This window comes from Rhizobium freirei PRF 81, assembly GCF_000359745.1.
Taxonomy (GTDB): Bacteria; Pseudomonadota; Alphaproteobacteria; order Rhizobiales; family Rhizobiaceae; genus Rhizobium; species Rhizobium freirei.
This window is the reverse complement of sequence record NZ_AQHN01000089.1, coordinates 67,349-93,406: the sequence shown is the minus strand read 5'-3', so window position 1 is coordinate 93,406 and position 26,058 is coordinate 67,349. Positions and strand designations below refer to the sequence as shown.

22 protein-coding genes are annotated in these 26,058 nt (G+C 61.4%); 11 read left to right on the top strand and 11 right to left on the bottom strand.

All coding sequences use genetic code 11. The features are described 5' to 3' along the window. Window positions 1-94: 94 nt before the first annotated feature. Window positions 95-664, bottom strand: a complete 570-nt coding sequence (gene efp, locus RHSP_RS28205; protein ID WP_004126942.1) for an elongation factor P — start codon at window positions 662-664, stop codon at window positions 95-97. A 151-nt stretch (window positions 665-815) separates the two neighbouring features. Between efp and epmA the strand changes: the two genes are divergently transcribed. The 7 genes from epmA to RHSP_RS28170 all read left to right on the top strand — a co-directional run bounded on the left by epmA (window position 816) and on the right by RHSP_RS28170 (window position 9,158). Next, entirely contained in the window at window positions 816-1,880 is a 1,065-nt protein-coding gene (epmA, locus tag RHSP_RS28200) for an EF-P lysine aminoacylase EpmA (protein ID WP_037155042.1), read from the top strand. Next, entirely contained in the window at window positions 1,877-2,929 is a 1,053-nt protein-coding gene (locus tag RHSP_RS28195; RefSeq protein ID WP_004126933.1) for a lysine-2,3-aminomutase-like protein, read from the top strand. The genes epmA and RHSP_RS28195 overlap by 4 nt, the downstream gene beginning before the upstream one ends. 356 nt (window positions 2,930-3,285) lie before the next feature. Then, window positions 3,286-3,537: an acyl carrier protein gene (locus RHSP_RS28190; RefSeq protein WP_004126931.1), complete on the top strand. Its 252-nt coding sequence runs from the start codon at window positions 3,286-3,288 to the stop codon at window positions 3,535-3,537. Then, window positions 3,537-4,730 (top strand): acyl-CoA dehydrogenase family protein, encoded by a 1,194-nt coding sequence (locus RHSP_RS28185; protein ID WP_004126929.1) that lies wholly within the window; start codon window positions 3,537-3,539, stop codon window positions 4,728-4,730. Before RHSP_RS28190 ends, RHSP_RS28185 begins: the two co-directional genes overlap by 1 nt. 5 nt (window positions 4,731-4,735) lie before the next feature. Further along, entirely contained in the window at window positions 4,736-5,644 is a 909-nt protein-coding gene (locus RHSP_RS28180; protein ID WP_004126927.1) for an amino acid--[acyl-carrier-protein] ligase, read from the top strand. A gap of 8 nt (window positions 5,645-5,652) precedes the next feature. After that, a complete protein-coding gene (locus tag RHSP_RS28175) occupies window positions 5,653-6,612 on the top strand; it encodes a DUF1839 family protein (protein ID WP_004126925.1) in 960 nt (319 codons plus the stop codon). Between the two features lie 77 nt (window positions 6,613-6,689). Continuing rightward, window positions 6,690-9,158, top strand: coding sequence for a glycoside hydrolase family 2 protein (locus tag RHSP_RS28170; protein WP_037155038.1), 2,469 nt, complete (start codon window positions 6,690-6,692; stop codon window positions 9,156-9,158). Window positions 9,159-9,217: 59 nt separating this feature from the next. Here RHSP_RS28170 and RHSP_RS28165 read toward each other — a convergent pair whose 3' ends face one another. The 6 genes from RHSP_RS28165 to RHSP_RS28140 all read right to left on the bottom strand — a co-directional run bounded on the left by RHSP_RS28165 (window position 9,218) and on the right by RHSP_RS28140 (window position 15,651). Beyond that, on the bottom strand, window positions 9,218-10,297 hold the full coding sequence (locus tag RHSP_RS28165) for an ABC transporter ATP-binding protein (RefSeq protein WP_037155449.1): 1,080 nt from the start codon (window positions 10,295-10,297) through the stop codon (window positions 9,218-9,220). Window positions 10,298-10,341: 44 nt separating this feature from the next. Next, complete coding sequence (locus tag RHSP_RS28160; protein WP_004126916.1) at window positions 10,342-11,412, bottom strand: Gfo/Idh/MocA family protein; 1,071 nt, start codon at window positions 11,410-11,412, stop codon at window positions 10,342-10,344. Between the two features lie 7 nt (window positions 11,413-11,419). Continuing rightward, the gene (locus RHSP_RS28155) at window positions 11,420-12,445 is read right to left on the bottom strand and encodes a Gfo/Idh/MocA family protein (protein ID WP_037155036.1); all 1,026 of its coding nucleotides are present in this window, start codon (window positions 12,443-12,445) and stop codon (window positions 11,420-11,422) included. 72 nt (window positions 12,446-12,517) lie between these two features. Then, entirely contained in the window at window positions 12,518-13,366 is an 849-nt protein-coding gene (locus RHSP_RS28150; RefSeq protein WP_086005384.1) for a carbohydrate ABC transporter permease, read from the bottom strand. 28 nt (window positions 13,367-13,394) lie between these two features. Further along, complete coding sequence (locus RHSP_RS28145) at window positions 13,395-14,306, bottom strand: carbohydrate ABC transporter permease (protein ID WP_051074171.1); 912 nt, start codon at window positions 14,304-14,306, stop codon at window positions 13,395-13,397. Between the two features lie 61 nt (window positions 14,307-14,367). Then, entirely contained in the window at window positions 14,368-15,651 is a 1,284-nt protein-coding gene (locus RHSP_RS28140; protein WP_004126910.1) for an ABC transporter substrate-binding protein, read from the bottom strand. A 180-nt stretch (window positions 15,652-15,831) separates the two neighbouring features. On the opposite strand from RHSP_RS28140, the gene RHSP_RS28135 reads away from it, so the two are divergent. The 3 genes from RHSP_RS28135 (at window position 15,832) to RHSP_RS28125 (ending at window position 19,905) form a co-directional block, all read left to right on the top strand. Continuing rightward, window positions 15,832-16,536 (top strand): TetR/AcrR family transcriptional regulator, encoded by a 705-nt coding sequence (locus tag RHSP_RS28135; RefSeq protein ID WP_004126908.1) that lies wholly within the window; start codon window positions 15,832-15,834, stop codon window positions 16,534-16,536. A 425-nt stretch (window positions 16,537-16,961) separates the two neighbouring features. After that, the gene (locus tag RHSP_RS28130; RefSeq protein ID WP_004126907.1) at window positions 16,962-18,383 is read left to right on the top strand and encodes an enolase-like domain-containing protein; all 1,422 of its coding nucleotides are present in this window, start codon (window positions 16,962-16,964) and stop codon (window positions 18,381-18,383) included. A 259-nt stretch (window positions 18,384-18,642) separates the two neighbouring features. Then, on the top strand, window positions 18,643-19,905 hold the full coding sequence (locus RHSP_RS28125; protein ID WP_004126904.1) for a Gfo/Idh/MocA family protein: 1,263 nt from the start codon (window positions 18,643-18,645) through the stop codon (window positions 19,903-19,905). A gap of 50 nt (window positions 19,906-19,955) precedes the next feature. On the opposite strand, the gene RHSP_RS28120 is transcribed toward RHSP_RS28125, so the two are convergent. The 4 genes from RHSP_RS28120 to RHSP_RS28105 form a co-directional block, all read right to left on the bottom strand. Beyond that, the gene (locus RHSP_RS28120) at window positions 19,956-20,543 is read right to left on the bottom strand and encodes a transglycosylase SLT domain-containing protein (RefSeq protein ID WP_004126901.1); all 588 of its coding nucleotides are present in this window, start codon (window positions 20,541-20,543) and stop codon (window positions 19,956-19,958) included. Window positions 20,544-20,657: 114 nt separating this feature from the next. Further along, window positions 20,658-21,683 (bottom strand): hydroxyacid dehydrogenase, encoded by a 1,026-nt coding sequence (locus RHSP_RS28115; protein WP_004126898.1) that lies wholly within the window; start codon window positions 21,681-21,683, stop codon window positions 20,658-20,660. Continuing rightward, complete coding sequence (locus RHSP_RS28110) at window positions 21,680-23,536, bottom strand: DUF2264 domain-containing protein (protein WP_037155028.1); 1,857 nt, start codon at window positions 23,534-23,536, stop codon at window positions 21,680-21,682. The genes RHSP_RS28115 and RHSP_RS28110 overlap by 4 nt, the downstream gene beginning before the upstream one ends. A 40-nt stretch (window positions 23,537-23,576) precedes the next feature. Further along, a complete protein-coding gene (locus RHSP_RS28105) occupies window positions 23,577-24,599 on the bottom strand; it encodes a LacI family DNA-binding transcriptional regulator (RefSeq protein ID WP_004126891.1) in 1,023 nt (340 codons plus the stop codon). A 149-nt stretch (window positions 24,600-24,748) separates the two neighbouring features. On the opposite strand from RHSP_RS28105, the gene RHSP_RS28100 reads away from it, so the two are divergent. Then, a complete protein-coding gene (locus tag RHSP_RS28100; protein ID WP_004126889.1) occupies window positions 24,749-26,047 on the top strand; it encodes an ABC transporter substrate-binding protein in 1,299 nt (432 codons plus the stop codon). Window positions 26,048-26,058: the final 11 nt, after the last annotated feature.

Below are 26,058 nucleotides of genomic sequence, written 5' to 3'. Positions count from 1 at the left end.
GGCGTCGGCGGCGCTGGTGTGGCTTCAATTCGCTCAAAACCAAAAACGCCCCGTCCAAGGACGAGGCGTTTTCATGCAAGCAAGAGGTTAAGGCTCAGTCCTTGGCGCGCTCGACATAGGAATTGTCTTCCGTGGCGATGACGACGCGGGTGCCGGCGTTGATGTGCGGCGGCACCAGGGTGCGGATGCCGTTCGACAGCATGGCGGGCTTGTAGGAAGAGGATGCCGTCTGGCCCTTGACGACCGGCTCGGTCTCGGTGATCTCCAGCGTGACGTGGCGCGGCAGTTCGAGCGCCAGCGGGATGCCTTCGTGGATCGACAGGATGCAGGTCATGCCTTCCTGGAGGTAGGCCTTCTGGTCGCCCATGGTTTCGACGTCGACAACGACCTGGTCGTAGGTGGCCGGGTTCATGAAGTGGAAGCCTTCGCCGTCTTCATAGAGATACTGGAAGTTCACGTCTTCGACGAAGGCGCGTTCGACCTGCTCGGTGGTGCGCCAGCGCTCGGAGACCTTCACGCCATCGACGATGCGGCGCATGTCGACCTGGGTGACCGGAGTGCCCTTGCCCGGATGAAAGTTCTGGGCGGTGAGAACGACGTAGAGCTTGCCGTCGACGTCGAGAACGTTGCCCTTGCGGACCGAAGAGGCGATGACCTTGACCATAAGACTTCCTTGTAACGCTGCGTTTTGCGTCGTAGAGGGACTGTCGAAATGCTCTCCGAGACGCAGCAATTGTTTGCTTGGGGGCGCAACTACCCTAAATCAATGGAAATTGCCACCCCCAACGCGGCTTGCGCCCCGAAGAAAGCTAGGAATGAAGCCAACGACGAGCAAAGCGTCCCCCTGGTGGACCCGCAATGTCCATGCCGATCGGCGGCCGTTCCTCATCGGGCGCAACGCGATCCAGGCGGCGATGCGCGTGTTCTTCGCGCGCAACGATTTCATCGAGGTCGATACGGCGACGCTGCAGGTGTCGCCCGGCAACGAGGCGCATCTTCATGCTTTCAGGACAGAGGGGCTGACGACGGACGGCAGAGCATCGCCTCTCTACCTGCACACGTCGCCCGAATTCGCCTGCAAGAAGCTGCTTGCGGCCGGTGAAGAGCGCATTGCCTGCTTTGCCCATGTCTATCGCAACCGCGAGCGCGGGCCGCTGCACCATCCGGAATTCACCATGCTGGAATGGTATCGGGCAGGGGAGAATTACGAGACGCTAATGGCCGATTGCTCGGCACTGCTGGCGCTTGCGGCCGAGACCGTTGGGGCGAAGAAACTCACCTATCGCGGTGCCGAGACCGACCCGTTCCTGCAGCCGGAGCGCATCAGCGTGGCAGCCGCCTTCGAGTGCTATGCCGGCATCGACCTCTTTGCGTCCATCGGTCTCGACGGATCGACCGATCGCGAGCGGCTGGCGGCGGATATGCGCCGTGTCGGCATACGCGTTGCCGACGACGACCTCTGGCAGGATCTCTTCAGCCGGGTGCTGGTCGAGAAGGTCGAGCCCAATCTCGGCTTCGGCCGCGCCACGATCCTCGATGAATATCCCGTTTCCGAAGCGGCACTTGCCCGGCCTTCGGCTGCGGATCACCGCGTTGCCGAGCGCTTCGAGCTTTATGCCTGCGGCGTCGAGCTTGCCAATGCCTTCGGCGAGCTCACCAATGCCGGGGAGCAGCGGCGCCGGTTCGAGATCGAGATGGCGGAAAAGCAGCGCGTCTATGGAGAGACCTATCCGCTGGACGAAGATTTTCTGGCAGCGCTCGCCGTCATGCCGGAGGCGAGCGGTATTGCGCTCGGTTTCGACCGGCTTGTCATGCTGGCAACGGGCGCTTCGCGGATCGAGCAGGTGCTGTGGGCGCCGGTTACGGAGTATGGCGCATGAACGTGATGCGTCCGATCCGGACTATCGGCGAACTGGAGCGCGCCGGATTGATCGATGCCGGCCAGGCGGTCGCACTGGAGGCGGTGGCCGAGCGATATGCAGTCGCCCTGACGCCGGCCGTCACGCGATTGATCGACCCGGCCGATCCCGCCGATCCCATCGCCCGGCAGTTCGTGCCCGATGCGGCCGAATTGGTCGTCACGCCTGAGGAGCGCGCCGATCCGATCGGCGATCACGCCCATAGCCCGGTCGAAGGCATCGTGCATCGCTATCCGGACCGTGTGCTGCTGAAGGCCGTGCATGTCTGTCCGGTCTATTGCCGCTTCTGTTTCCGGCGCGAGATGGTCGGGCCGCAGGGGCTCGGAACGCTGGATGGCGACGCATTGGATGGTGCTTTTGCCTATATCCGCAATCATAAAGAGATCTGGGAAGTCATCCTCACCGGCGGGGATCCGCTTATTCTCTCGCCGCGGCGGCTGGAAGAGATTCTGCAGCAGCTTGCCGATATCGATCATGTGAAGATCGTTCGCTTCCATACGCGCGTTCCTGTCGTCGATCCGGCGAAGATCGACGCGGCGTTGATCGCGGCGCTGAAGGCGAGCGGCAAGACCGTTTATGTGGCTCTGCATGCCAATCATCCTCGGGAGCTGACGGATGAGGCGCGGGCCGCCTGTGCCCGGCTCGTCGATGCGGGGATCGTGCTGGTCAGCCAGTCGGTGTTGCTGAAGGGTGTAAACGACGATCCCGACGTGCTGGCGGCCTTGATGAGGGTCTTCGTCGAAACGCGGGTGAAGCCCTACTACCTGCATCATCCCGACCTTGCACCCGGCACCAGCCATTTCCGTGTGACCATCGCCGAGGGACAGGCGATCGTTGCCGCTCTGCGTGGGCGCATTTCAGGCCTTTGCCAACCTGCTTATATACTTGATATTCCAGGTGGTTACGGCAAGGCGGATATCGGCGAGAGTTCGGTTCGCCAGTTGAGCGAAGGCTGCTATTCGGTTTCAGACTATCGCGGCGGCGATCATATCTATCCGCCCGAGGCCTAGATTCGGCCCTTTTACCTTACGCTTGTACTGACGCTAAGATTGTTATGAGATTTTTCGAATAAAACGTAATGGCGAGTTGACCCGTTAACCTTATTGCGGGCACCGCCCTCTCCTAAAGCTATCGGAACAGAATATTAGTAATTATGAATATTCGTGCGTAAACGGCAAGTTGCATGCTTTACGCGTGGTAAACTCCAATCGGATAAATATCAAATATAGACTTTTCCTACGAAGTATAAGTCGGTTGCATTTACCACGTCGGTTAGCGGAATGTTCTATTTTACCTGTTACTTCTTGGCGAACAATAAGACTGCGTAACTGCGGTTATGCTTGCAATTGCCAGAAGGGACTAGACTATGAACAAGACGATTCGCGATTTGCTGGCCAAGTTCGGTGCGCTCCCTGTTGCTGTCGATCAGATTGAGGACGAAGCCGATCTTTATGCGACGGGACTGTCTTCTTTCGCTTCCGTGCAGTTGATGCTCGGCATCGAGGAAGCCTTCGACATCGAGTTTCCCGACAACCTGCTGAACCGCAAGTCCTTCGCCAGTATCGCCGCGATCGAAAGAACCGTCGGCATGATTCTGGACGGCAGAAAGGTTGCGTGATGACTGCCGCGGTCGCTTTGCTTGAGGTTGGGACGGGCGAGGGAGCGGCAGTGCGTGCCGCCCGCGTCGCAGCGATCGCCAGCCAACACGCCGATGCCGTCGATGCCGAAGGCCGGTTCCCACGCGAAGCTGTCGACGCCATGCGCGCCGAGAAGCTGCTTTCCATCCAGATCCCTGCGGCATTTGGCGGCGAGGGTGCATCGACCACGGAAATTGCCGAGCTGTGCTCGATCCTCGGTCAGGCCTGTGCGGCCAGCGCCATGGTCTTTGCCATGCATCACATCAAGCTTTCGAGCCTGGTCGAGCATGGTGCCGAAAGCGAATGGCACCGCGACTTCATGCGCCGTATCGCAAGCGAGCAGCTGCTTCTGGCTTCGGCAACGACCGAAGGCGGGATCGGCGGCAATCTGCGCAACAGCATTTGCGCGATCAAGGTCGAAGGCGACACCTGCTATCTTGAGAAGGATGCGACCGTCATCTCCTATGGCGCGCATGCCGATGCCATCCTGATCACCTCGCGCAGCCATGCAGAGGCGGCGTCGTCCGATCAGGTGCTGACCTGCTTCCTTAGGGATCAATACGACATCAAGCGCACGGTCGAGTGGAATACGCTCGGCATGCGCGGCACCTGCTCCGACGGCTTCCTGTTCAAGGGCGAGGCTCCGGCCAAGCAGATCCTGCCGAAACCGTTTGCCGAGATTGCCGCGCAATCGATGCTGGCAAGCTCGCATCTTCTCTGGAGCGGCGTCTGGTACGGCATTGCCGCCGATGCTGTTTCCCGCGCCCAGGCCTTCGTCCGCGCCGCTGCCCGCAAGTCTCCCGGCGCACCGCCGCCCGGCGCGCTGCGTCTCGCCGAAGCCTCCAGCATGCTGCAGATGGTGAAGTCCAATGTGGTCGCGGGGCTGAAGGCCTATGAAGAAGCGAAGCTCGATGCCGATCGCCTGTCGTCGATGGGTTTTGCCGTGGCGATGAACAACGTCAAGATCGCATCGTCGGAAATGATCCTGCCGATTATCAACCATGCGATGCTGATCTGCGGCATCATGGGCTACAAGAACGGTACGCCCTTTAGCCTCGGCCGCCATCTGCGCGACGCGCATTCGGCGCAATTGATGATCTCGAACGACCGCATCCTCGGCAATACGTCGACCATGCTGCTCGTCCACAAACAAGATACCAGCCTGTTGGGGTAACCGTCATGGATATGCAATCCTCGTTTCTCGACCGTCTTTTCGATTCCGGTCTGCTGATCGATACCGGCGTTGACGGGCTCTATGGCCGTAGCGGCCAGTTCGAAGACGTCATTTCCGCCTTCGAGCGTCTGATCGACAAATTCGGCGGTGCCGATGGCGCCGAAGCCATCCGCTTTCCACCCGGCATGAACCGCGCCTTTTTCGAGACGAGCGGCTACATGAAGAGCTTCCCGCAGCTCGCCGGCACGGTGCACAGCTTCTGCGGCAACGAGCTCGACCATATGAGCCTGCTGAAGTGCATGGAAGTCGGCGACGACTGGACGAAAGACCAGCAGGCGACCGATATCGTGCTGACGCCGGCAGCCTGCTATCCACTCTATCCGACGGTTGCCAAGCGCGGCGCCATTCCGGAAAACGGCGCGCTCTACGACCTGCAGTCCTATTGCTTCCGCCACGAGCCGTCCAAGGACCCGGCCCGCCAGCAGCTCTTCCGCATGCGCGAATATGTCTGCATGGGCAGCGAAAAGCATGTGACGGATTTCCGCCAGAGCTGGATGGATCGCGGTGTCGAAATGATGAAGGCCGTCGGCCTCGACGTGACCATCGACGTCGCCAACGACCCGTTCTTTGGCCGCGCCGGCAAGATGCTTGCCAACAACCAGCGCGACCAGAACCTGAAGTTCGAGCTGCTGATCCCGATCACCTCCGTCGCCAAGCCGACCGCCTGCATGAGCTTCAACTACCACCAGGATGCCTTCGGCACGAAGTGGGGCCTGAACTTTGCTGACGGCAGCGTCGTGCACACGGCCTGCGTCGGCTTCGGGCTGGAGCGTATTGCACTGGCGCTGTTCCACACCCACGGTCTCGACGTCAAGGAATGGCCCGAGAGCGTGCGCAAGACGCTGTGGGGCTGATCGCTTCCATGGCTTCCGTGTTTCAGGGACTGGATCCTGCCGCCTACAAGCCACATGCGCTGCACGACAGCGAGCGCATGTGGCCGGAGACGAACTGCTATATCGATCTCTGGATCGAGGTGCTTTCGAGCCTGAAACTGCCGCCGGAAGCCATGCTCGGCTTCACGGTAACGCAGGATTTCGAGGGTGACCAGTTCACCTTCTTCAAGGTGCCGCTCGAAGATCTGGAAGCGCTCTATGGCGTGCGCTGCACCGAGCTTGCGATCTACGACAAGGTTGAGAACCATGTCGCCGAGCAGATCGGCCGCGGCCGGCTCTGCCTGGTGGAGATGGATTCCTTCTTCATGCCGGATACGCAGGGCGTCGGCTATCGCCGCGAACACGGCAAGACGACGGTGGCGATCAACCGGCTCGATATGGAAGGCCGCACGCTCGACTATTTCCACAATGGCGGGTTCTTTCAGCTGTCGGGTGAGGATTTCGACCGGTTGTTCCAGCTGCAGCTGACGGATGAGGATCTGCCCTTCCTGCCCTATACGGAATTTGCCAAGTTTCCCGAGAAGGCACCGGGCGAGGCTGCAATCCGTCAGACCTCACAGCAGCTCCTGTCCTTCCATTTCCGTCGTCGGCCGCAGGCCAATCCGATCCGTGCCTTTGCGGAGGTCTTCCCTGCGCAGGTGGAAGCGGTCGCCGAACGGCCTTTCGGCTTCTTCCATAAATATGCTTTCAACACGCTGCGCCAGCTCGGCGCCAATTTCGAACTGGCCGGCAGCCATTTCGATTGGCTTTCGGCCGATTTGTCCGACGCGGCGGGTGAAGCGCGGAAAATTTCCGAGACGGCAAAGTCGGTGCAGTTCCAGCTCGCCCGCGCCGTCACGCGCAAGAAATTCGAGCCGTTGCGCACGGCCCTTGATCCTGCCGCCGATGCATGGGATGCCATGATGAGCGAACTCGAACGGAAGCTCTAATCGGCTTGTGTTCGATCGTCATACGGCTGGGTTATTTCTGAACATATTGGGGCGGGGGTAATCCCCCGGAAGATATCATGGGCGGGCGCTTGGCGGATCTCGGCGGTGGAATGCGGCTGAGCGAAGGTTGGAATCTGGTGTTGACGGATGCAGGCACCTGCATCTCGCCCTCCGATGTGCCGCTGACTGCTGGCTTCATCCCGGCACCCGTGCCGGGCACGGTCGCGGAAGCGCTGGAAAAGGCCGGGCGCTTCGACCGGGCAAAGCCTCAACCTCTGAATGACCGAGATGCCTGGTATATCTGCCGTCTGGTGGATGCCGAGGCGGGCGAGGCGGTCTTGCGGCTCGAGGGGCTGGCGACGCTTTGCGAAGTCTTCCTCAATGGCCAGAAAATCCTCGTTTCCGAAAGCATGTTCGAGGCCCATGACGTCGACGTCACTCTGCTTGGCGGCGACGAGCTGGTGCTTTGCTTCCGTGCCTTGGAGCCGAAGCTCTCGGAACCTGGGCCGCGCGCCCGCTGGCGGCCGCAGATGATCACGCCGCAAGGCTTGCGGATGGTGCGCACGACGCTGCTCGGCCATATGCCAGGCTGGTGCCCGGAGGTTCAGGCCGTCGGCCCGTGGCGGCCGATTTCGCTGCTGCGGCCGAGCGCGCCCATTATTCGCGATCTCTCGCTGCGGCCCGATCTGCTTGAGAATGGCGAAGGCAGGCTTTACGCCTCGCTTGCGGCCGAGGGCGATATCAACGAGCTGGTGCTGAAATGCGGGGAGACTGAGCAGGCGTTCGAGAAGGATGGTGCCGGGCGCTATACCGCAATCCTGAAAATTCCCGATGTGCTGCCATGGTGGCCGCATACGCATGGCGTGCCGCAGCTCCATGATGTCACGCTCGTCGTCGATGGCGTCGAGCATGCGCTTGGACAGACCGGCTTTCGCCGGCTGTCGGTCGATCGCGGTGCCGATGGCCAGGATTTTGCTGTGATCGTCAACGGTGAGCGGATCTTCTGCCGAGGCGCTGTGTGGACTACGGCCGATATCTTGCGTTTGCCAGGTGGCCGCAACGACTACGAAAGCTGGCTGCGGCTGGCTGCTGAGGCCGGCATGAACATGATCCGCATCGGCGGCACCATGGCCTATGAGACGCCGGACTTCTTCCGTCTCTGCGACGAACTCGGCTTGATGGTCTGGCAGGACTTCATGTTCGCCAATTTCGACTATCCGAAGAACGACAAGGCCTTCAACACCCGTGTCGAAGCTGAGGTTTCGCAGCTTTTGAGCCGCACGCGTCTGTCGCCTTCGCTGGCGGTCCTCTGCGGTGGCAGCGAGATCCATCAGCAGGCGGCGATGATGGGCCTGCCCGAACAGTTCTGGAAAAGCCCTGTTGTCGAGGAGATCATCCCGCCGCTGGCGCAATCGCTGCGGCCCGATGTGCCCTATGTGGTCAATTCGCCGTCGGGTGGCCCTATGCCGTTTTCGCCGAATGCCGGCGTGACGCATTATTACGGCGTCGGCGCCTATATGCGGCCGCTCGCCGATGCGCGCCGCGCCGATATCCGCTTTGCCGCCGAGAGCCTGGCTTTTGCGCATGTGCCGCAAGCCCGCACGCTTGGCCAGCATCTGCCGGTTCCCGCAGTCCATAGCCCGCTATGGAAAGAGCGCGTGCCGCGTGATCGCGGCGCATCCTGGGATTTCGAGGATGTGCGCGATCATTATCTTCAGGAGCTTTACGGCTTCGAGCCCAACCGGTTGCGGCGGGAAGATCCGGATCTTTACCTCAATCTCTCGCGGGCGGTGACCGGCGAAGTCGTCGAAGAGACCTACGCCGAGTGGCGCCGCCATGGTTCCGGCTGCAACGGCGCGCTCGTCTGGACGTTGCAGGACCTGCTTCCCGGCGCCGGCTGGGGCGTGATCGACTCGACCGGCGAGCCGAAGCCGGTCTGGTATGGGCTGCGCCGGGCTTTCCGGCCGGTTCAGGTGCTGCTGACGGACGAGGGCACCAATGGTCTCGACGTGCATATAATCAACGAGAGCGATGCCGCGCTTGATCTGACACTCGAGGTTTCCTGCCTGCGCGACGGCCGTCAGGTCGTGGTCGGCGGTGGCCGCGATCTGGTGCTCGAAGCGCGTGGCAAACAAAAGATAGCCTGCACTGATCTTTTCGGCGCCTTTTTCGACACGACCTACGCCTTCCGTTTCGGTCCGCCGTCGCACGATGTCACGGTCGCGCGGCTGACGGCGCCAGCAACGGGGGCGCTGATCGCCCAGGCCTTTTACTTCCCGCTTGGGCGAACCAAGGCGTTCCGCGATGCCGAGATTAAGGCGTCGGCGGCGCAGGATGGCGAGGATTGGTTTCTTGATCTGAGCACCGACCGGCTGGCGCAATCGGTACAGATCGATCTGGAAGCCTATCGGGCGGCGGATGACTGGTTCCATCTTGCGCCGGGCAGCAGACGGCTTCGGCTGTATCGGCGGGAAGGCGTTCCGGCCGATGCTATTCCGATGGGCCAGATCCGCACCATCGGCAGCCGGCGGATCGTTGAGGTGTGAAAAGGTGCGGAGATCTATCTCGCCCCTGGCGGGCGAGATAGGTTTTGCGCCAGCCCTAACTACAGCGTCACCCCATCAGGCCCGAACAGATGGCAGCGCTCGGGATCGATATGGATACTGACGGTTTCTCCGGCGCGGATCGCCTGTTGATCTTCCAGCGCGATCGTCAGTGCCTGGCCGCCATGCAGGGTGACATAGAGGATCGTCTGGCCGCCCAGATGCTCGACGAGATCGACGCGGGCATCGCCGAGTGACAGGCCGCGATCGCCGACATTCAGATGTTCCGGACGGGCGCCGAGGGTGACGGGCTGCCCCGGCTGGAGACCGCCCAGCCGGCGCGGCAGGCGAACGGTCTGACCGGCGAGATCGATGACGGCGGAGCCGTCGTCGGAGCCGACGATTTTCGCGTCGAGGAAATTCATTTTCGGTGAGCCGATGAAGCCGGCGACGAACTTGTTCTTCGGCTTGTTGTAGAGGTCGAGCGGTGCCCCGACCTGTTCGATCTTGCCGCCGTTCAGCACGACGATCTTGTCGGCCATGGTCATGGCCTCGGTCTGGTCGTGGGTCACGTAGATCATCGTGTTGCCGAGACGCTGGTGCAGGCGGGCGATCTCGACGCGCATCTGCACGCGCAGCTCGGCATCAAGGTTCGAAAGCGGCTCGTCGAAGAGGAAGATATTCGGCTCGCGCACGATAGCGCGGCCGATCGCGACGCGCTGGCGCTGACCGCCCGAAAGCTGCTTGGGCTTGCGCTGCAGCAATTGCGTGATCTGCAGGACCTCGGCCGCCTTTTCGACGCGCGGCTGGATCTCATGCTTCTTCATGCCGGCGGTTTCGAGGCCGAAGGCAAGGTTCTTGTAGACGGTCATGTGCGGGTAGAGCGCATAAGACTGAAAGACCATGGCGATGCCGCGCTTGGAGGCAGGGACATCGTTCATGCGGCTGCCGTCGAGATAGAGCCCGCCGCCGGAAATCGGCTCGAGGCCGGCGATCATGCGCAACAGCGTGGACTTGCCGCAGCCGGAAGGGCCGACGAAGACGGTAAATTCGCCCGGCTCGATTTCCAGGTCGATCCCGTGAACCACCTGAAGCTCGCCATAGCGCTTGATAACCTTCTGCAGCGATACGCTTGTCGCCATGGGCGCTTCCTCCTTGTTGGTTCTGATGGCTCGCGGGGCAACACTCATGCCGGCCTCCAGCTCTTGTATTTTGCGCTTTCCGGCCCGACAGGGAAGCGGACTTCGGTGCGCGTTTCCGACGATTCATAGAATGCGGTGACCAGTTCCAAGGCCTGGCGAGCATCGGTCGTGGTCACCGGCAGCGGACCGCCTGATACCAGCGCATCGTGGAACAGCCTCATCTGCGTGTTGAAGCGGATCGGGATCGGTGTCCAGCCGGCCAGCAGCGCATCGATCTTCGCGGCAATTTCGTCATTGGCCGGAATAATCTTCCAGGGATCCTGGCCGGGGCTGTAGGGCTCGTGATTGCTCTCGATCAGGACGTTTTCGAAGCAGAGGCGCAGGCGGCTGATCTGCTCCTGCGAGCCGAGCGTGGCGCTGATGGTGGCGAGCGCGCCGTTTTCCATCAGCAGGCTGGCGCTGGCGCAGTCCTCCACCTCGATGTCGTTGACACGGGTTGCGACGCGGCCGAAGAGCCCTGCGATCGGCCCCATCAGATAGGTCAGCATGTCATGCAGGTGAATGGAGTGCGTCATCAGCACGCCGCCGAGCTCGGTCTCCCACTTGCCGCGCCAGGGGACCGCATAATAGTCGGCGCCGCGGACCCAGTGCGTTTCCGAAGTCGCAATATAGGGCTTGCCGGCGATACCGGCGTCGATGATGCGCTTGGCCTTCTGGATACCGTCGCCATAGCGATACTGGAAGATCGGCATCAGCCGGCCTTTGGCCGTCTTCTCGGCTGCAATGACGGCGTCGATATCGGCGAGAGAGCCGACGAGCGGCTTTTCGCAGACTACATGCTTGCCGGCCGCAAGCGCCTGCATGATGAGCTGGAAATGCGAGCCCGGCGGCGTGCAGATGTCGATGATGTCGATATCGGGCATGTTCAGGACTTCGGAGAAATCCTTGAGGCGCCTGCCGATGCCGAATTCATCGCCGACCGAGTTCAGGCGTTCCTCGTTGAGATCGCAGAGAGCGGCAACTTCGAAACGATCAGAGTGAGGCAGATAGCCTTCGATAATGTGCGAGCGGCCGATGCCGAGGCCGATAATCGCGACTTTCTTGATGTCGGACATAACGCAATTACCTCTGAATGTTCTTGAGCGATGTTGCTTCGGCGAGTGCCTGCGCCTTCAGCGCCAGCTCCATCGCCTTGAAGCAATGTTCCTGGCCCATCGCCGTTTCGGTGCGGTCTCTTATATCGGCGGCAAGCTGGCGGCCGTAGGGCAGGTCGAAGCCGGTGCAGTCGATATGCTGCATGCCCTTGCGGTCGGTGAGAAAGAGATGATCGGTGCCGGGCCGGCCGGCGACGTCGATATATTTGCGCAGCTCGATCGTGCCTTCGGTGCCCAGAATGAAGAGGCGGCCGTCGCCCCAGGTGGAAAGACCGTCCGGTGTGAACCAGTCGACGCGGACATAGCCGGTGACATCAGGCGTGCGCAGATGAAAATCGCCATAGTCCTGCAGGCCAGGTGTATCGGGATTGGCGCGGTTGGACGCCGTCGCCGACAGCACCTCGGCTTCCAGCGAGCCTGCGAAAAACAGGAACTGTTCGCATTGATGCGAGGCGATGTCGGTGATGATGCCGCCATAGCGCTTGCGATCGAAGAACCAGTCCGGCCGGGTCGGCTTGCGCAGCCGGTGCGGGCCAAGGCCGGTCGTGTGGATGACCTTGCCGATGGCGCCGGCCTTCACCAGCTCGCCGGCCTTGACGGTCGATGCCGTCTCGAAATGTTCGGAATAGAGAATGGAGACGATGCGCTTGGTTTCGGCCTGTACCTTTCGCACGTCCGCCAGCTGATCCAGCGTCACCATCCCGGGTTTGTCGAGCATCACGTCCTTGCCGTGGCGCATGGCCTCGATGGCAAGGCCGGCGCGCTCGCTGGAAATGGCGGCGCTGACGATCAGCGCAATGGAGTTGTCCTCCAGGATTTCGCGTTTGTCGGCGACGCGTTTCGCCTGCGGAAAGCGCCCGGCGAAGATAGCGGCGAGATCGTCCTCCGCCGCATGGAAGGCGACGAGTTCGGCGCCGGCCCGCAGCATGACGTTGACCTGGCCGTAGATATGATCGTGATTGAGGCCGATGGCGGCAAAGCGCAGCGCGCTCATGCGACATTCCTTTCGATGGGTTTGTTGGTTCGCAGCCCCAAATCTTGGGTATTCGGGACTGCGGGTTCGTAATCAGCGTTTGAGGCCGGCGGTCGCGATGCCGTCGATCAGCAGCCTCTGGAAGAAGAGGAAGATCAGGAAGACCGGGATCAGCGACAGGCTCGACATGGCGAACAGGCTGCTCCAGTCGGAACTTCCGGTGGAGTCCACGAAGGAGCGCAGTCCGAGCTGCACCGTGTAGGTGTTGATATCCGAGAGGTAGATCAGCGGCCCGAAGAAATCGTCCCAGGTCCAGATGAAGGAGAAGATGGCGGCCGTTGCCAGCACCGGCAGCGACAGGGGCAGCATGATGCGCCAGTAGATGCGCCAGGCGCTGCAGCCGTCCATCATGGCGGCCTCGTCCAGCTCGCGCGGGATGCCGCGGAAAAACTGCACCATCAGGAAGATGAAGAAGGCATCGACCGCGAGGAATTTCGGCACGACGAGCGGCAGCATCGTCTTCACCCAGCCGAGCTTGAGGAAGAGGATATATTGCGGGATCAGCGTGACGTGGTAGGGCAGCATCAGCGTGCCGAGCATCAGCGCAAACCAGAAATTCTTGCCCCAGAAATTCAGCCGGGCGAAGGCATAGGCCGCCAGCGAGCAGGAAATCACGTTGCCGATGACCGAAAGCACGGCGATGACGGCCGAATTCCAGACGAATTTGCCGAAGGTGACCTGCCCGCCGAACCAGCCGCGGGCATAGGCGCTGAAATCGAATTTCGACGGGATCAGCGATGCCGTGCCGAAGATCTCGTTCTGGTCCTTGATCGAACCGGAAAGCATCCACAGCAGCGGATAGAGCATTATGATCGATGCGGCGATGAGGGCGATATGGATGAGGACGGACAGGAACCACGGGCGCTCGCGCGGCGGCTTCATATCCTCGGCAAAATGGGTGAGCTTCGCGTCAGTCATCGTAGTGGACCCAATAACGAGCGGAGAGGAAGGAGAAGGTGGTGAAGATTGCGATGATGATCACCAAGACCCAGGCGAGTGCCGCGGCGTAGCCCATGCGGAAATAGCCGAAGGCTTCCTGGTAGAGGTAGAGCGTGTAGAATAGCGTCGAGTCGATCGGCCCGCCGGTGCCGGAAGAAATCACATAGGCCGGCGTGAAGGCCTTGAAGGCATCGATCGTCTGGACCACGGCGTTGAAGAAGATCACCGGCGTCAAAAGCGGCAGGGTGATCTTGAAGAAGATCCGCACTTTCGAGGCTCCGTCGAGGCTGGCCGCCTCGTAGAGATCGGTCGGGATCTGGCGCAGGCCGGCGAGGAAGATGATCATCGGCGAGCCGAACTGCCAGATGGCGAGGATCACGAGCGTATAGAGCGAATAGTCCGGATTGGAGATCCAGCTCGGGCCGTTAATGCCGAAGACATACCAGAGCAGCGTGTTGACGATGCCGTCGGCATCGAATATCTGCCGCCAGAGCACGGCGATCGCAACGCTGGAGCCGAGCAGCGACGGCAGGTAGAAGATGGCGCGATAGACCGGCAGGCCCTTGATGCCGCGATTGAGCAGCAGCGCCACCAGCAGCGCGAATGTGAGCTTCAGCGGCACGGAACAGACGACGTAGAACAGCGTCACCTTCATCGACGACAGGAATTTGTCGTCCGCCGTCGCGATCCGTACGTAATTGTCGATGCCGACGAGGTTCGGCGACTGGAGCAGATTGTAGTCGGTGAAGGACAGATAGAGCGAGGCGATCGCCGGCCCGAGGGTCAGCCCGAAGAAGCCGATGAACCACGGCAGAAGAAAGAGATAGCCGGGCGCGTTGCGCGCGAACGCGCTCGGCGCCTTATAGGTGGTTTCCACGCGCAGCGGCGCGCGCGCGCCGACGGCCAAGCCGCCGGCAACGCTCTTGCTGTTTGTACCCACGGTATCAGCCTCGCGTAATGTTTGCTGCTGCCTGTTCTGCGAACTTCGCGCCAGCGTCCTGCGCGCTGGATTTGCCGAAGGCCGCCTCTTCGGCGATCTTCTTCAGCAGGAATGCATTCTCGCCGGCGCCGTTCGGTGGAGACGGCGGCAGTGCCCCGACATGCGACGTCAGCCGGCCGATATAATCGACCACCTGCTTGCTGACGGCATCCAGATCCGGGGTCAGAAGATCGCGGATCTTCGGCGAAGGGGGAACGCCGCGCTCGACGCCGAGCGTCTTGGCACCTTCCGGATCTTCCACCAGGTAGTTGACGAAGGCAACGGCGGCGTCCTTGTTCGGGGACGTTGCCGAAACCGACATCAGCATCGACGGCTTCAGATATTGGCCGGGTTTGCTATCGGCATTGGTCGGATAGGAGACGATATCGAGCTTTTCCTTGACCAGGCCCTGAATGGCGACGAACTGGTTGGAATGGGCGTAGCTCACAGCTGCCTTCTTCGTTACGAGCATGTCGGTTTCGAGGGTCTGTTGATCGAGTGCCTGCGCATCGGCCGGCACGCAGGCGCCGATCTTGCGCATATGGCCCCAGAAATCGAACCAGTCGGCCGCATCCTTGGCCACGAAGGCAAGCTTGCCGTCGGCGGTATAAAGCGCCTTGCCGCGCTGGCGCAGCCAGCATTCGAAGGCGGGCTCAAGTCCGCTCGCGTCGGCGGTGCCATAGAAGCCGCGCCGCTTCTTGGCTGATGTCACCTTGGCGCAGGCATCGCCGAGCTGTTCCCAGGTCATGCCGTCATGCGGCTGTTCGACGCCGGCTTCGTTCCAGGCTGCGGTATTGACCACCACCATCGAGGAGTTCACGCCAAGGCTGACGCCGTAGATCTTGCCGTCGACCTTGCCGGAATCGATGTTGGCGGCGCCGAAATCCGCGATTGCCAGGCTCTTGCCGAAATAAGGCGTCATGTCGAGCAGCGCGCCGCGGCGAGCATACTCGAAGATGTAGCGGTAATCCATCTGGATGAGATCGGGGGCATTGCCGCCGCCGGTCTGCGTGGCGAGGCGTGTCCAGTAGCTGTCCCAGCCGAAGGATTCGCCGGCGATGGCGATGTCCGGATTCTTGGCCTGATAGGCCTTTACCGCCGCAAAAGTCCGGTCGGCACGCTCCTTCGATCCCCACCAAAGAAGGCGCATCGCGGTTGCCGCATTGGCGCGGGAAAGTCCGATACTGCTGAAAGCTAATGTGGCTGCCATGCCGGCAAGCATCTGCCGGCGGTCGATCGTCAACGTCATCCTGGTCTCCTCCCCAGCGAACCGATGATTTACGAACTGCTTTGCATGATATAACTATTTGGTTACAAGTTGGATAGAAACGCGACCGCTGTCAAGCGCCAATCGCATTGCAATGAAAACGGGGCATGCGGGAGCTGGCAGCATCCATCGCAAAAGCACCGGCCGGGAAGGAGATCGTTCATGGCGGGCAGAGCGAGGCAACAGACTGAAAATGCAGCACAAGAGGATGTCACCGAGGCTGCAGGGAAGCGGCGAAGGAAGGTCTCGCGCAACCCGCAACGCACGCATGCGACGATCCTCGACGCGGCGACTGAAGAATTTGCAGCACATGGTTTCGGCGGCGCCAGGGTGGATGCGATCGCAGCACGGGCGCAGACCAACAAGCGGATGCTCTACCATTATTTCGGCGACAAGGAGGGGCTCTATCTCGCCGTGCTGGAAGCGACCTATGCGACGATCCGCAACGCCGAAAAACAGCTCGATCTGGCGCGTCGTCATCCGGAAGAGGGAATGCGGGAGCTTGCCTTGTTCACTTGGCGGCATTTTCTCGCGCATCCGGAGTTTCTGAGCCTGCTTGCCACGGAAAACCTGCATCAGGCGCATTATCTGCGCCGCTCCGAAAAAGTCTCGGTCATGCATTCCCATTTGATCGACGAGCTTGCGGATGTGCTGCGCCGCGGCGAGGCGCTCGGCATTTTCCGGCCCGCCGTCGACCCGATTTCCGTCTATCTCACCATCGCAGCACTCGGCTTCTTCTATCTGTCGAACCGCCACACGCTGTCGACGATTTTCGCGCGCAAACTGACAGCGCCAGATGCGCTGAATGCCTGGGGCGAGCATATCGTTGCGGTCACTCTGGCCTCGATCCGGGCCAAGGATGCCTGAGATGCGCGGACTTCGGGAACTTTCGGGAAATTTTCAAAAGACGATTGACAAGGTCGGATCTAACGCGCGATCTTGTAACTATATGGTTACATTTCTTAGGCGAGCAACCATTTGCTTTTCCTGATTTTGGAGGGAATCGGGCAGGGAGGAGAAATCGTGAAATCTGTTGGCTGCAATGCGACGTGGCGGGAGATTTGATGAACCGCTTCTGCAACGAACGAATGGCCCCTCACCCCAACCCTCTCCCCGTTGAAACGGGAGAGGGGGCGACAGAGCAGCCAGCCGGCCGTTACCGGTTTCGAGCTGGTCATGCGCCTAAAAGCTCCCTCTCCCCGCAAGCGGGGAGAGGGTTGGGGTGAGGGGCCATGCACATTGACGCCCAAACGCACAGACTTGCCTGACAATCACGGGAGCCACCTGCCATTATGACCGATCCATTGAAAATCACGCTTGTCGAGGCCGAGGCGTTCGAGCGCCCGGTCAAGCTGCGGCTTCCCTTCCGCTTCGGGGCGGCGACCTTGCGCGAGGCGCGGCAGATTTTTCTGCGCGTGCGCATCGAAGACGCGCGGGGACGCTCTGCCGAGGGGATGGCGGCCGAGTTGATGGTGCCGAAATGGTTCGACAAATCGCCCGAGCTTTCCAATGCCGACAATGAAAACCAGCTGCGCCGTTCGCTGGCGCTGGCGCTCGATGCGCTAAGGACTGCGGGGGCGGGAACAGCCTTCGGCCTGCATGCGGCCGTCGAGGCGTCGCATCATGCGCGGGCGGCGGCTGAGAAGCTGAACGGTTTGGTCGCCTCCTTCGGCCTGGCGCTTGCCAACCGGGCCATCCTCGATGCGCTCTGCCGGCTTGAAGGGCTGACGGTTACGCAGGCGATCAAAGCCAACCGCCCGGGCATCAATGCGTCCACGGCGCGTGACCTCGCAGGCTTCGATCTCTCCGGCTTCCTGGCGAGTTTGGAACCGGCGGCCAGCCTTGCAGCCCGCCACACCGTCGGTCTGGTCGATGCCATCGTGTCCGGCGATGTTCCGGCAGGCGAGCGTCTGAATGACGGCTTGCCGGAGAGTTTCGAAGAGGCGATCGACGCCTACGGCCTGACTTTCTTCAAGGTCAAGGTTTCCGGCGTTCCCGATGCCGATATCGATCGTCTCTGCCGAGTCTCGGCCGTCATCGATGCCAAGGTGCCTACCTATTCGGTGACGCTTGATGGCAACGAACAGTTTTCGTCTGCGGAAGCGGTCGCCGACTTGCTGGCCCGTGTGAAGGAGGAGCCGAAACTCGCGCGTTTCGCTTCGTCGATCCTGTTCGTCGAGCAGCCGATCGCCCGCGTCCATGCGTTCGAGAAGCCGGTGAAGGCGCTTGCCGCCTTCAAGCCGGTGGAGATCGACGAATCCGATGCCGATATCGATGCTTTCGTTACGGCGAGGGGGCTCGGCTATACCGGCATCTCCTCGAAATCCTGCAAAGGGTTCTATCGCTCGCTATTGAACCGGGCACGCGTCGCCAAATGGAGTGCTGAGGACGGCATCCCCTATTTCATGTCGGCGGAGGATCTGACGACGCAAGGCGGCCTTGCCGTGCAGCAGGATCTGGCGCTGGCCTCGCTGATCGGCATGACGCATATCGAACGCAACGGCCATCACTATGTCGACGGCATGGCCGGCGCGCCGGAGGCAGAGCAGGCTGATTTCGCTGAAGCCCATTCGGATCTCTATCGCGTCAGCAATGGCCGCACACGGCTGCGCATCGAAGGGGGGCAGCTTGCCATCGGCTCCGTTATCGGTGCCGTCGGCCTCGGTTCGTCGGTCGCGCCGGATTGGAAGGCGATGGAGCGGTCGCCGAGGTAGGGTTTTGGTCAGGATTAGGGGGCTTTGACCAAATATCTCATCGTGCCCAGCCCCTCACCCTAACCCTCTCCACGCCCGCGGGGAGAGGGGACGACCGAGCAAGACATTTGGGCTCACCGCGCGGGTTGGGCGCGGATTTGTCAGAGAAAGCCCCCTCTCCCCGCAGGCGGGGAGAGGGTCGGGGTGAGGGGCGCGCCTCCGAGATAAATTCAGGCCACTGAGGCCTCATCATCGCTGTTTGCAGATTCTGGAGGAGCAGATGCAGTCATCGAAGAAACGTTACGTCCTGGTCGGCACGGGCAATCGCGGGGCGACCATGTGGGGCAAGGAATTGGTCGAGGGCTGGAGCGATGAGGTCGAGCTTGTGGCCGTCTGCGACCTCAATGCCATGCGTGCGAAGCGGGCGCTGGAGTATATCGGCGCATCCGTGCCCGTTTATACCGACTTCGACGCGCTGCTGCGGGTGGAAAAACCGGATCTCGTCATCGTCTGCACCCGCGATTCCACGCATGACGACCTGATCGTCAAGGCGATGGAGGCGGGCGCCAATGTCATCAGCGAGAAGCCGATGACGACGACGGTCGACAAGATCAAGCGCATCCTCAATGCCGAGGCCCGCACGGGCAAGCGGCTGGATATCTCCTTCAACTACCGTTTTGCACCGACCTCGGCGAAGATCAAGGAACTGATCAATTCGGGCGTCATCGGCGACGTCACATCAGTCGATTTCCACTGGTATCTCGACACCAGCCATGGCGCCGATTACTTCCGCCGCTGGCACGCCTTCACGGAAAATTCCGGCAGCCTCTTCGTTCACAAGGCGACGCATCATTTCGATCTTTTGAATTGGTATCTGGATTCCGATCCGGAAAAGGTCGCGGCCTTTGCCGATCTCAAGCATTACGGCCGCAGAGGCCCGTTCCGCGGCGAGCGCTGTCGTACCTGTCGTTACAAGGGCGAGTGCAACTATTACCTCGACATCAGCGCGACGCCATTGCTCGAGAGCCTCTATGAGGATCCTTCGACCGTCGACGGCTATGTACGCGACGCCTGTGTCTTCCGCGAGGATATCGACATTCCGGATACGATGGTCGCCTCGATCCGTTATCGCAACGGCGTCAACGTCTCCTACTCCCTCAATACCTATATGCCGATCGAGGGACATCACATTGCCTTCAACGGCCACAAAGGCCGCATCGAGCTCAGGCAATACGAGAAGCAGGAGTGGACGACACCACCGGCTGACGAGATCGTCGTGATGACGAATTTCGGCGATGTCGAGCGCATATGGGTGCCGCATTCGTCGGGTGGGCACTATGGCGGCGACGACCGGCTGCGCAATATGCTGCTGCGCTCCGGTCCGAACGATGAGCTCAAGCAGCGCGCCGGCTCGCGGGCGGGGGCAATGTCCGTCTTGTGCGGTATCGCAGCTCTGCAGAGCAGCCGCACGGGTCAGCAGGTATCGGTCGCCGATATCTGGGGCGAAGACGGCGGCTTGAACCTGCTGGAGCCACGGCCCTAGGGCCGCGGCTCCTTATCCTGGCGGAGGTTGATCTTAACCGGGTGTCGAGATCAGCTGCAGCTCGGCAGCTGCTGCGCGTAAATTCTCGTCATGCCGTTGAAGCGCTTGGCGCCGGCAAGAGCCGTCGAGTTGCCGCGCCATGATCCCTGCAGATAGCCCTTGGCGCCTGAATAATAGGCGAGGTACAGGCCGTAGGAATCGTTCAGCGGGATGCCGGTCTGCAGGTGCGTCTGGTAGTGATACCAGCCGACGAAGTCGATGGCGTCGGCAAAATCGGTGCGGCTTGCGCCCCAGTTGCCCGTTTCGCGCTTGTATTTGTCCCAGGTGCCGTCGAGCGCCTGCGAATAGCCGTAGGCCGTCGTCGGGCGCTTCCACGGAATGAAGCCGAGCAGGTAGCGTCTCGGCGGACGGGCGCGTGGTCGGAAGCCGGATTCGGTGTAGATCGTCGCCATCAGGATCGGCACCGGCACGCCGTATTTGCGTTGCGTGCGGTCGGCAGCCCGCTGCCAGTTGTTGAACCAGCCGTCGCGCTGATCGAAGATCGCGCAGATGTTGCGGGTATGGCGGGGTGCGGTCGCACAGCCCGCCAGCACGCCGAGCAGCATTACGGCCAAAATCGAAAGGACGCGGGTACGCATTACTAGAACCTCTTTACTCAAGAGATTGCTAGCGCGGAATGATTAAAAACGAGTTGTTCGCCTGTGCCGAAATGGGGCGATTTCAGGGAGTTTTCGTGGATCTGCTGCGGCGCATCATGCCATGCGCGCCATGTCTTCGCGGCGGATCTCGTAGAGCAGCGGTTTGCCCTCGATGAAGCGGATGGCTTCGTCGACAGCCATCTCGCCGAGGCGGGTCCGTTCCAGCCCGACGGCACCGGCGATATGGGGCGTCAGGAAGACATTCGGCAGATCATAGAAGGCCGATGATGCTTCCGGAATTTCCGGATCGGTAACGTCGATGATCGCATCGATGCGGCCGGTTTTAAGCACGGCGATCATGGCAGCTTCATCGACGAGCGCACCGCGCGCCGTATTGATGAAAGTTGCTCCTTCCTTCATCAGCGAAAGGCGGTGCGCATCGATCATGTGCCTTGTGGCGGGCAGAGAAGGCGCGTGCAGCGAAACGATATCGGCCGATGCCATCAAGGCGTCCAGCTCGGCTTTCTCAACACCCAGCTTGGCGGCCTCGGCATCGCCGACCATGGGATCATAAAGCAGGATGCGATAGTCGAAGGGCGAAAGTAGTTCGATCACACGCCTTCCGATGCGCGAGGCACCGATGATGCCCACGGTGCGGCGATAGTTGCCGATGGCTTCGGCCTGCATGAGCACCGTCCGTTTGCGGTTGCGGTCGGCAACGTAGAAATCGCGGAACTGAAAGACCTTCTTGCCGGCGAAGATGATGGCGGCAAGCGTGAATTCGGCAACCGGCAGGGCATTGGCTTGCGCTGCGTGACTGACCAGGATGCCGCGATCGAACAGGCTGCCGCCGATAAGGCCCTTCACCGTGCCGGCGGCGTGGACCACCAGCTTCAGATGCGGCGCTTGTGCAAGTGCGGCTGGTTCGATCGTCGGAGCGCCCCAGCCGGTGATCAGGATTTCGGTTTCCGCGAGGAGCTTCTTTGCACGCTCGTCGTCGAAGTGTTGCATCGGTGCTGCATCGAGCACGCGGCCGACGGTGCCGAGGCGCTGAATAAGCGCCTCCGGCAGGACATGCCGCGTGCGCGATGGCTGCATGGCAAGGGCGATGGCCGGGCGGCCGGAGAGGGATTGCGTCATGGCAGGCGACCGGGCGCTTCGATGGCGCTGACTGTCATGCCCTTGTCTTTGACGAGCGTGCGCAGCGCGTCGATATCGGGCCGGACGGGCGGCTTTGTCCAGGCGTGACCGACGGCGGGGGGATTCCTCTCCGCAAGGACGGCGGAGACGAGAATGGTCTCGCCCGCCGGGATCGTTCCACGCAGCTGCGGCACCAGGGTTTTCGAGACGATGAGATTGGTATTCGGTGGTGCTTTCTGGGCTACGCCTTCGCGCTTGATCGTCGAGCCGAGATCGAGAATGCCGCTGAAATCCTCTTCACCGATCGCATAGGCGGCACCAGTTGCGGATGAAAGCGTGTCGGCTTCGAAATCGCGCCGCGCAATGGCAAAGCCGCCTTCGGCCGTCTGCAGCGGCCGCGGCGTGCTGATCTTGTGGAGGCGGATATGCCAGGGCGCGGCAGGGACGAGCCATGTCTCCACGGTGACATCCGGGTAGGGCGACCACTTGGCGTAGAGCGTATCGCCGGCAAGCTTGGCTTCTTCGTTGGTTTCGCGCACACGGTAATGCAGGCCGTCGTCGCTGAAGGCAAGCATGCTGTCGAAGACGGCGCCGGCAAAAATGCGCTCGTCGCTTTCGACACTGAAGCCGTAGCGGGCGGAATAGGCGAATTTCGAGTATTTCTCCGCGCCGAAGCGCATCTGCTGGTTTTCCTGACCGCAGGAGAGCGCAACGACATCGGCCTTGCTGCGCATCATCACCATGCCGGGATGCTTTTGCGAAATGATAGCCGGCTCACTCTCCGGCGGTTCTTCTTTGGCCGTCCAGAACGGATGTGTTTCGGGTAGCGCCAGCGGCAGGAAAGCCTTGAAGGCCCAATAGGGGGAGCCGGCGGAATTGTAGTTTTCCGACATCAGCAGATTTGGATAGGCAAAGCCAATCGGCAGGGTGCCGTCGCGATGGGCGATCGGCTTGTCGGCCCACCAGCGCAGGTGCCTGAGGCACAGGCCCTTGATCTCGCCCCATGGCAGCGCCTCGACATCGGCAAAGGCGAGCGCCGACCAGAAGCCGGCGCAGGCGAAGCGGTAGGTCAGGCTGCGGCCGAAGGGGATGGTGGCGCCATCGGGCGCAAACCAATGGCGAAAATCCTGAGCGAAGAGGATGGCACGCTCGCGATAGCGCTTGGCGCGATCGTCGTCGACGAGCTTGGAGTAGATCAGTCCGTAAAAATGCATCGCGAAGGGAATGTAATGATCGATGCGGCGGACATTGCCGTCGCGATACCAGCCGTCGCCGATGTAGAAGCCGTCGAGTTCGTTCAGATAGGTTTCCGTCAGGCCGCGGTCGAAGGAGGCGCCGAGCCGGTCGAGCGCGATATCGACGAAGATGCGGAAGAACTTCCAATTGTTGTCGGCGTAATCGAAGGTGCGGGCATGCTTGAGATAGGCGATCAGATTGTCGCGGGCGCGCAGATCGAGCGGCTCCCAGATCTTTTCAGGCACAAGGGCAAGGGCGAAGCCGAGGGCGGCAAGCTCGACCATGCGCTGGTCGCGGCCGTTCACCGTGCCCCAATATTCCGGATGCTTGGGGTCGACGCCATTGGCGAGACCCTCGGCATAGCGGTCCCAATGGCGGAAGTCGCCGCCGCCGGCGCCGAGCGGTGCGAGGCCCCAGAGCGGGCGGGCGAAGCCTTCGAGATCGGCCGCTGCCCGATCGAAATGCGCACCGGCGTCGTCGATGCGGACGCGGGCATTGCCCTCGGAGAAATAAGGCAGCAGCGGATCGAACAGGTCGGTCAGCGCGCGGCGCATGTCGGTAAGGTTTGCAAGCGGGTTGCCGGCAAGCGGATTGGAGCTGGCGGGGTCATAGATCATCGGTTCGGCTTTCTCGATCGTTTCCGCGGCGGGATTGGGCTCAAAGTTCGGGTGGTAGCGTGCCGCCGGTGATCGGTGGAACGCCGTGGCAGATCTGGCGGGCCGGCGCATCGCGATCGCGGAAGCGCGCGATCATCAGGCCGATGGCTTCCCGGCCGAGCGCCGCGCGGTCGACGCGCATGGTTGCCAGCCTAGGATTGGTCATCAGGGCGCATGGAAGGTCGTCGAAGCCGACGATGGCGAAATCCTCCGGCACGCGCAGGCCCGCTTCGATCACAGCGTCGAGAACGCCGACGGCGATGAAATCATTCATGCAGAAGGCGGCGGTATAGCCTTCACCTGCGGCGAGGATCTCAGTGGTCGTGTCATGGGCCTCATGGCTGGAGCTGCCGCGAAAATTCATCGGCACGATGCGGCCCTCAGCACCCTCGACGGAGGCGATCGCCGCCTCGAAACCGCGGATGCGCTCGCGGATCGTCTGTCGGTGCGAGCCGGTCAGATGCAGGATGCGGCGGTGGCCGGCATCGAGCAGGCGCCGGGTAGCGTTATAGGCGCCGAAGAAATTCGAGGGCGAAACGCCGTCGAAACGCAGTTTCGGGTCGGTGCCGTTGACGAGCACGGTCGGCGTGCCGCTTGCCTCGAGCCATCCGCACAGATCTTCCGAAGGATCTATGCCGACGAGAAAGAGGCCCTCGGCGCCGGCGGTCTGCAGATATTCTTTTACCAGCTCCGGCTCCGTCCTTGCCTCGCGGACGAGGCGGATATCGAAGCGCATGCCGCGTTCGGCGGCACCGGCGCGCAGCCCCTCCAGAATGCCCTCGTAGAAAACGCTCAAGCCGCCGGTAACGCTGTCGCTGGCGATCAATGCCAGGCCGCCTGATGTCGTCTCGGCTGCCGTCTTCAGCGGATAGCCGAGATCGCTTGCGACCTTGAGGATGTGCTGGCGGATGGTCTCGCTGATGCCGGGTTCATTGGTGAGGACCCGCGACACCGTCGAAACGGAGACGCCGGCCGCGGCGGCAATATCGGCCTGTCTGATGCGTTTGGAGCGAATATCGTTCATATCGCAAAGCTATGCAAAAATATGCAAATTTGCAATAGAAAGATTTTTTATTGCACAATGCAATGAAGTTGCATATCTTCGCCTCACTTCATCCGCAAAGGCGTCGGGGAGATCGCCGCGGATGGCAACGCAAGAGAAGGAGGAATCTCATGCGCATGAATCGCCGTTCATTCATGATTGGAGCTGCCGGAACCGCGGCGGGCCTTGCCTTTGCAGGTGGAGCGATGCCGGCCTTTGCCGATGCGACGCAGCTCAGGGCCATGTGGTGGGGCTCGCCCGATCGCGGCAAGCGTACGGTTGCGGTTGCCGAGCTGTTCCACGGCAAGAACCCGGATATCTCCGTCGTCGGCGAAAGCATCAGCGGCGACGGCTACTGGGCCAAGCTCGCGACGGGAATGGCGAGCCAGAACATAGCGGATGTCTTCCAGCTCGAGCCGAGCACGATTTCGGACTATTCGCAGCGCGGCGCCTGCATGCCGCTCGACCAGTTCGTGCCTTCGACCCTGAAGGTCGATGCCTTTGGCAAGGATGTGCTGAAACTGACGACGATCGACGATAAGCTCTATGGTGTCGGTCTCGGGCTGAACTCCTTCTCGCTCTTTTATGACGAGGAGATCTTCCAGAAAACCGGCCTGACCCCGCCCGGTCCGACGACGACCTGGGCCGAATATGCCGACCTCGCCGTCGAGATGACCAAGGCCGCCGGCAAGCGCGCCTATTGGGGCGGTCCCTATGGCGCGCGATACGTTTACGTGCTCGATGCCTGGATGCGCCAGCGCGGGAAGAGCCTCTACACCAAGGACGGCAATCTCGGCTTCGGTGTCGACGATGCCAAGGAATGGTATTCCTATTGGGAAGAGCTGCGCAAACGCGGCGGCACGGTGCCGCCCGACGTGCAGACGCTCGATCAGAACGTCATCGAAAGCAATTGCCTGGCGCTCGGCAAATCGGCGATCGGCATGGCCTATTCCAACCAGCTCGTGGGTTATCAGCTTGTGATCAAGAGCAAGCTGGGGATTACCATGCTGCCGCGCGAGAAGAAGGATGGCCCTTCCGGCCATTATTATCGTCCCGCACTGATCTGGAGTGTCGGTGCCACCAGCAAGAATGGCGAGGCGGCGGCGAAATTCATCGATTTCTTCGTCAACAATGTCGACGCCGGCAAGATCCTCGGTGTCGAGCGCGGCGTGCCGATGTCGCCGACCGTGCGCGAGGCGATCCTGCCGCAGCTCAATCCGGTGGAGCAGCTGACGGTAAAATACGTTCAGCTGCTGAAAGACCAGGTAGGCGATTATCCGCCGCCGGCGCCGATGGGGTCCGGGGAATTCGACCAGAACGTCGCACGCCCCATCGCCGACCAGCTTGCCTTCGGCAAGATCACGGTCACCGAAGCCGCGCAGAGGCTGGTGGATGAAGGCAAGGCGAAGTTGAAGCTCAAGAAGAGCTGATTGAATAGCTG

Coding starts and splice junctions, on each gene's coding strand:
- epmA (WP_037155042.1), top strand. CDS start 816: ATGAAGCCAACGACGAGCAAAGCGTCCCCCTGGTGGACCCGCAATGTC.
- RHSP_RS28115 (WP_004126898.1), bottom strand. CDS start 21,683: ATGACGCAATCCCTCTCCGGCCGCCCGGCCATCGCCCTTGCCATGCAG.
- RHSP_RS28140 (WP_004126910.1), bottom strand. CDS start 15,651: ATGACGTTGACGATCGACCGCCGGCAGATGCTTGCCGGCATGGCAGCC.
- RHSP_RS28165 (WP_037155449.1), bottom strand. CDS start 10,297: ATGGCGACAAGCGTATCGCTGCAGAAGGTTATCAAGCGCTATGGCGAG.
- RHSP_RS28150 (WP_086005384.1), bottom strand. CDS start 13,366: ATGAAGCCGCCGCGCGAGCGCCCGTGGTTCCTGTCCGTCCTCATCCAT.
- RHSP_RS28195 (WP_004126933.1), top strand. CDS start 1,877: ATGAACGTGATGCGTCCGATCCGGACTATCGGCGAACTGGAGCGCGCC.
- RHSP_RS28135 (WP_004126908.1), top strand. CDS start 15,832: ATGGCGGGCAGAGCGAGGCAACAGACTGAAAATGCAGCACAAGAGGAT.
- RHSP_RS28130 (WP_004126907.1), top strand. CDS start 16,962: ATGACCGATCCATTGAAAATCACGCTTGTCGAGGCCGAGGCGTTCGAG.
- efp (WP_004126942.1), bottom strand. CDS start 664: ATGGTCAAGGTCATCGCCTCTTCGGTCCGCAAGGGCAACGTTCTCGAC.
- RHSP_RS28180 (WP_004126927.1), top strand. CDS start 4,736: ATGGATATGCAATCCTCGTTTCTCGACCGTCTTTTCGATTCCGGTCTG.
- RHSP_RS28105 (WP_004126891.1), bottom strand. CDS start 24,599: ATGAACGATATTCGCTCCAAACGCATCAGACAGGCCGATATTGCCGCC.
- RHSP_RS28175 (WP_004126925.1), top strand. CDS start 5,653: ATGGCTTCCGTGTTTCAGGGACTGGATCCTGCCGCCTACAAGCCACAT.
- RHSP_RS28160 (WP_004126916.1), bottom strand. CDS start 11,412: ATGTCCGACATCAAGAAAGTCGCGATTATCGGCCTCGGCATCGGCCGC.
- RHSP_RS28190 (WP_004126931.1), top strand. CDS start 3,286: ATGAACAAGACGATTCGCGATTTGCTGGCCAAGTTCGGTGCGCTCCCT.
- RHSP_RS28100 (WP_004126889.1), top strand. CDS start 24,749: ATGCGCATGAATCGCCGTTCATTCATGATTGGAGCTGCCGGAACCGCG.
- RHSP_RS28125 (WP_004126904.1), top strand. CDS start 18,643: ATGCAGTCATCGAAGAAACGTTACGTCCTGGTCGGCACGGGCAATCGC.
- RHSP_RS28120 (WP_004126901.1), bottom strand. CDS start 20,543: ATGCGTACCCGCGTCCTTTCGATTTTGGCCGTAATGCTGCTCGGCGTG.
- RHSP_RS28110 (WP_037155028.1), bottom strand. CDS start 23,536: ATGATCTATGACCCCGCCAGCTCCAATCCGCTTGCCGGCAACCCGCTT.
- RHSP_RS28170 (WP_037155038.1), top strand. CDS start 6,690: ATGGGCGGGCGCTTGGCGGATCTCGGCGGTGGAATGCGGCTGAGCGAA.
- RHSP_RS28185 (WP_004126929.1), top strand. CDS start 3,537: ATGACTGCCGCGGTCGCTTTGCTTGAGGTTGGGACGGGCGAGGGAGCG.
- RHSP_RS28155 (WP_037155036.1), bottom strand. CDS start 12,445: ATGAGCGCGCTGCGCTTTGCCGCCATCGGCCTCAATCACGATCATATC.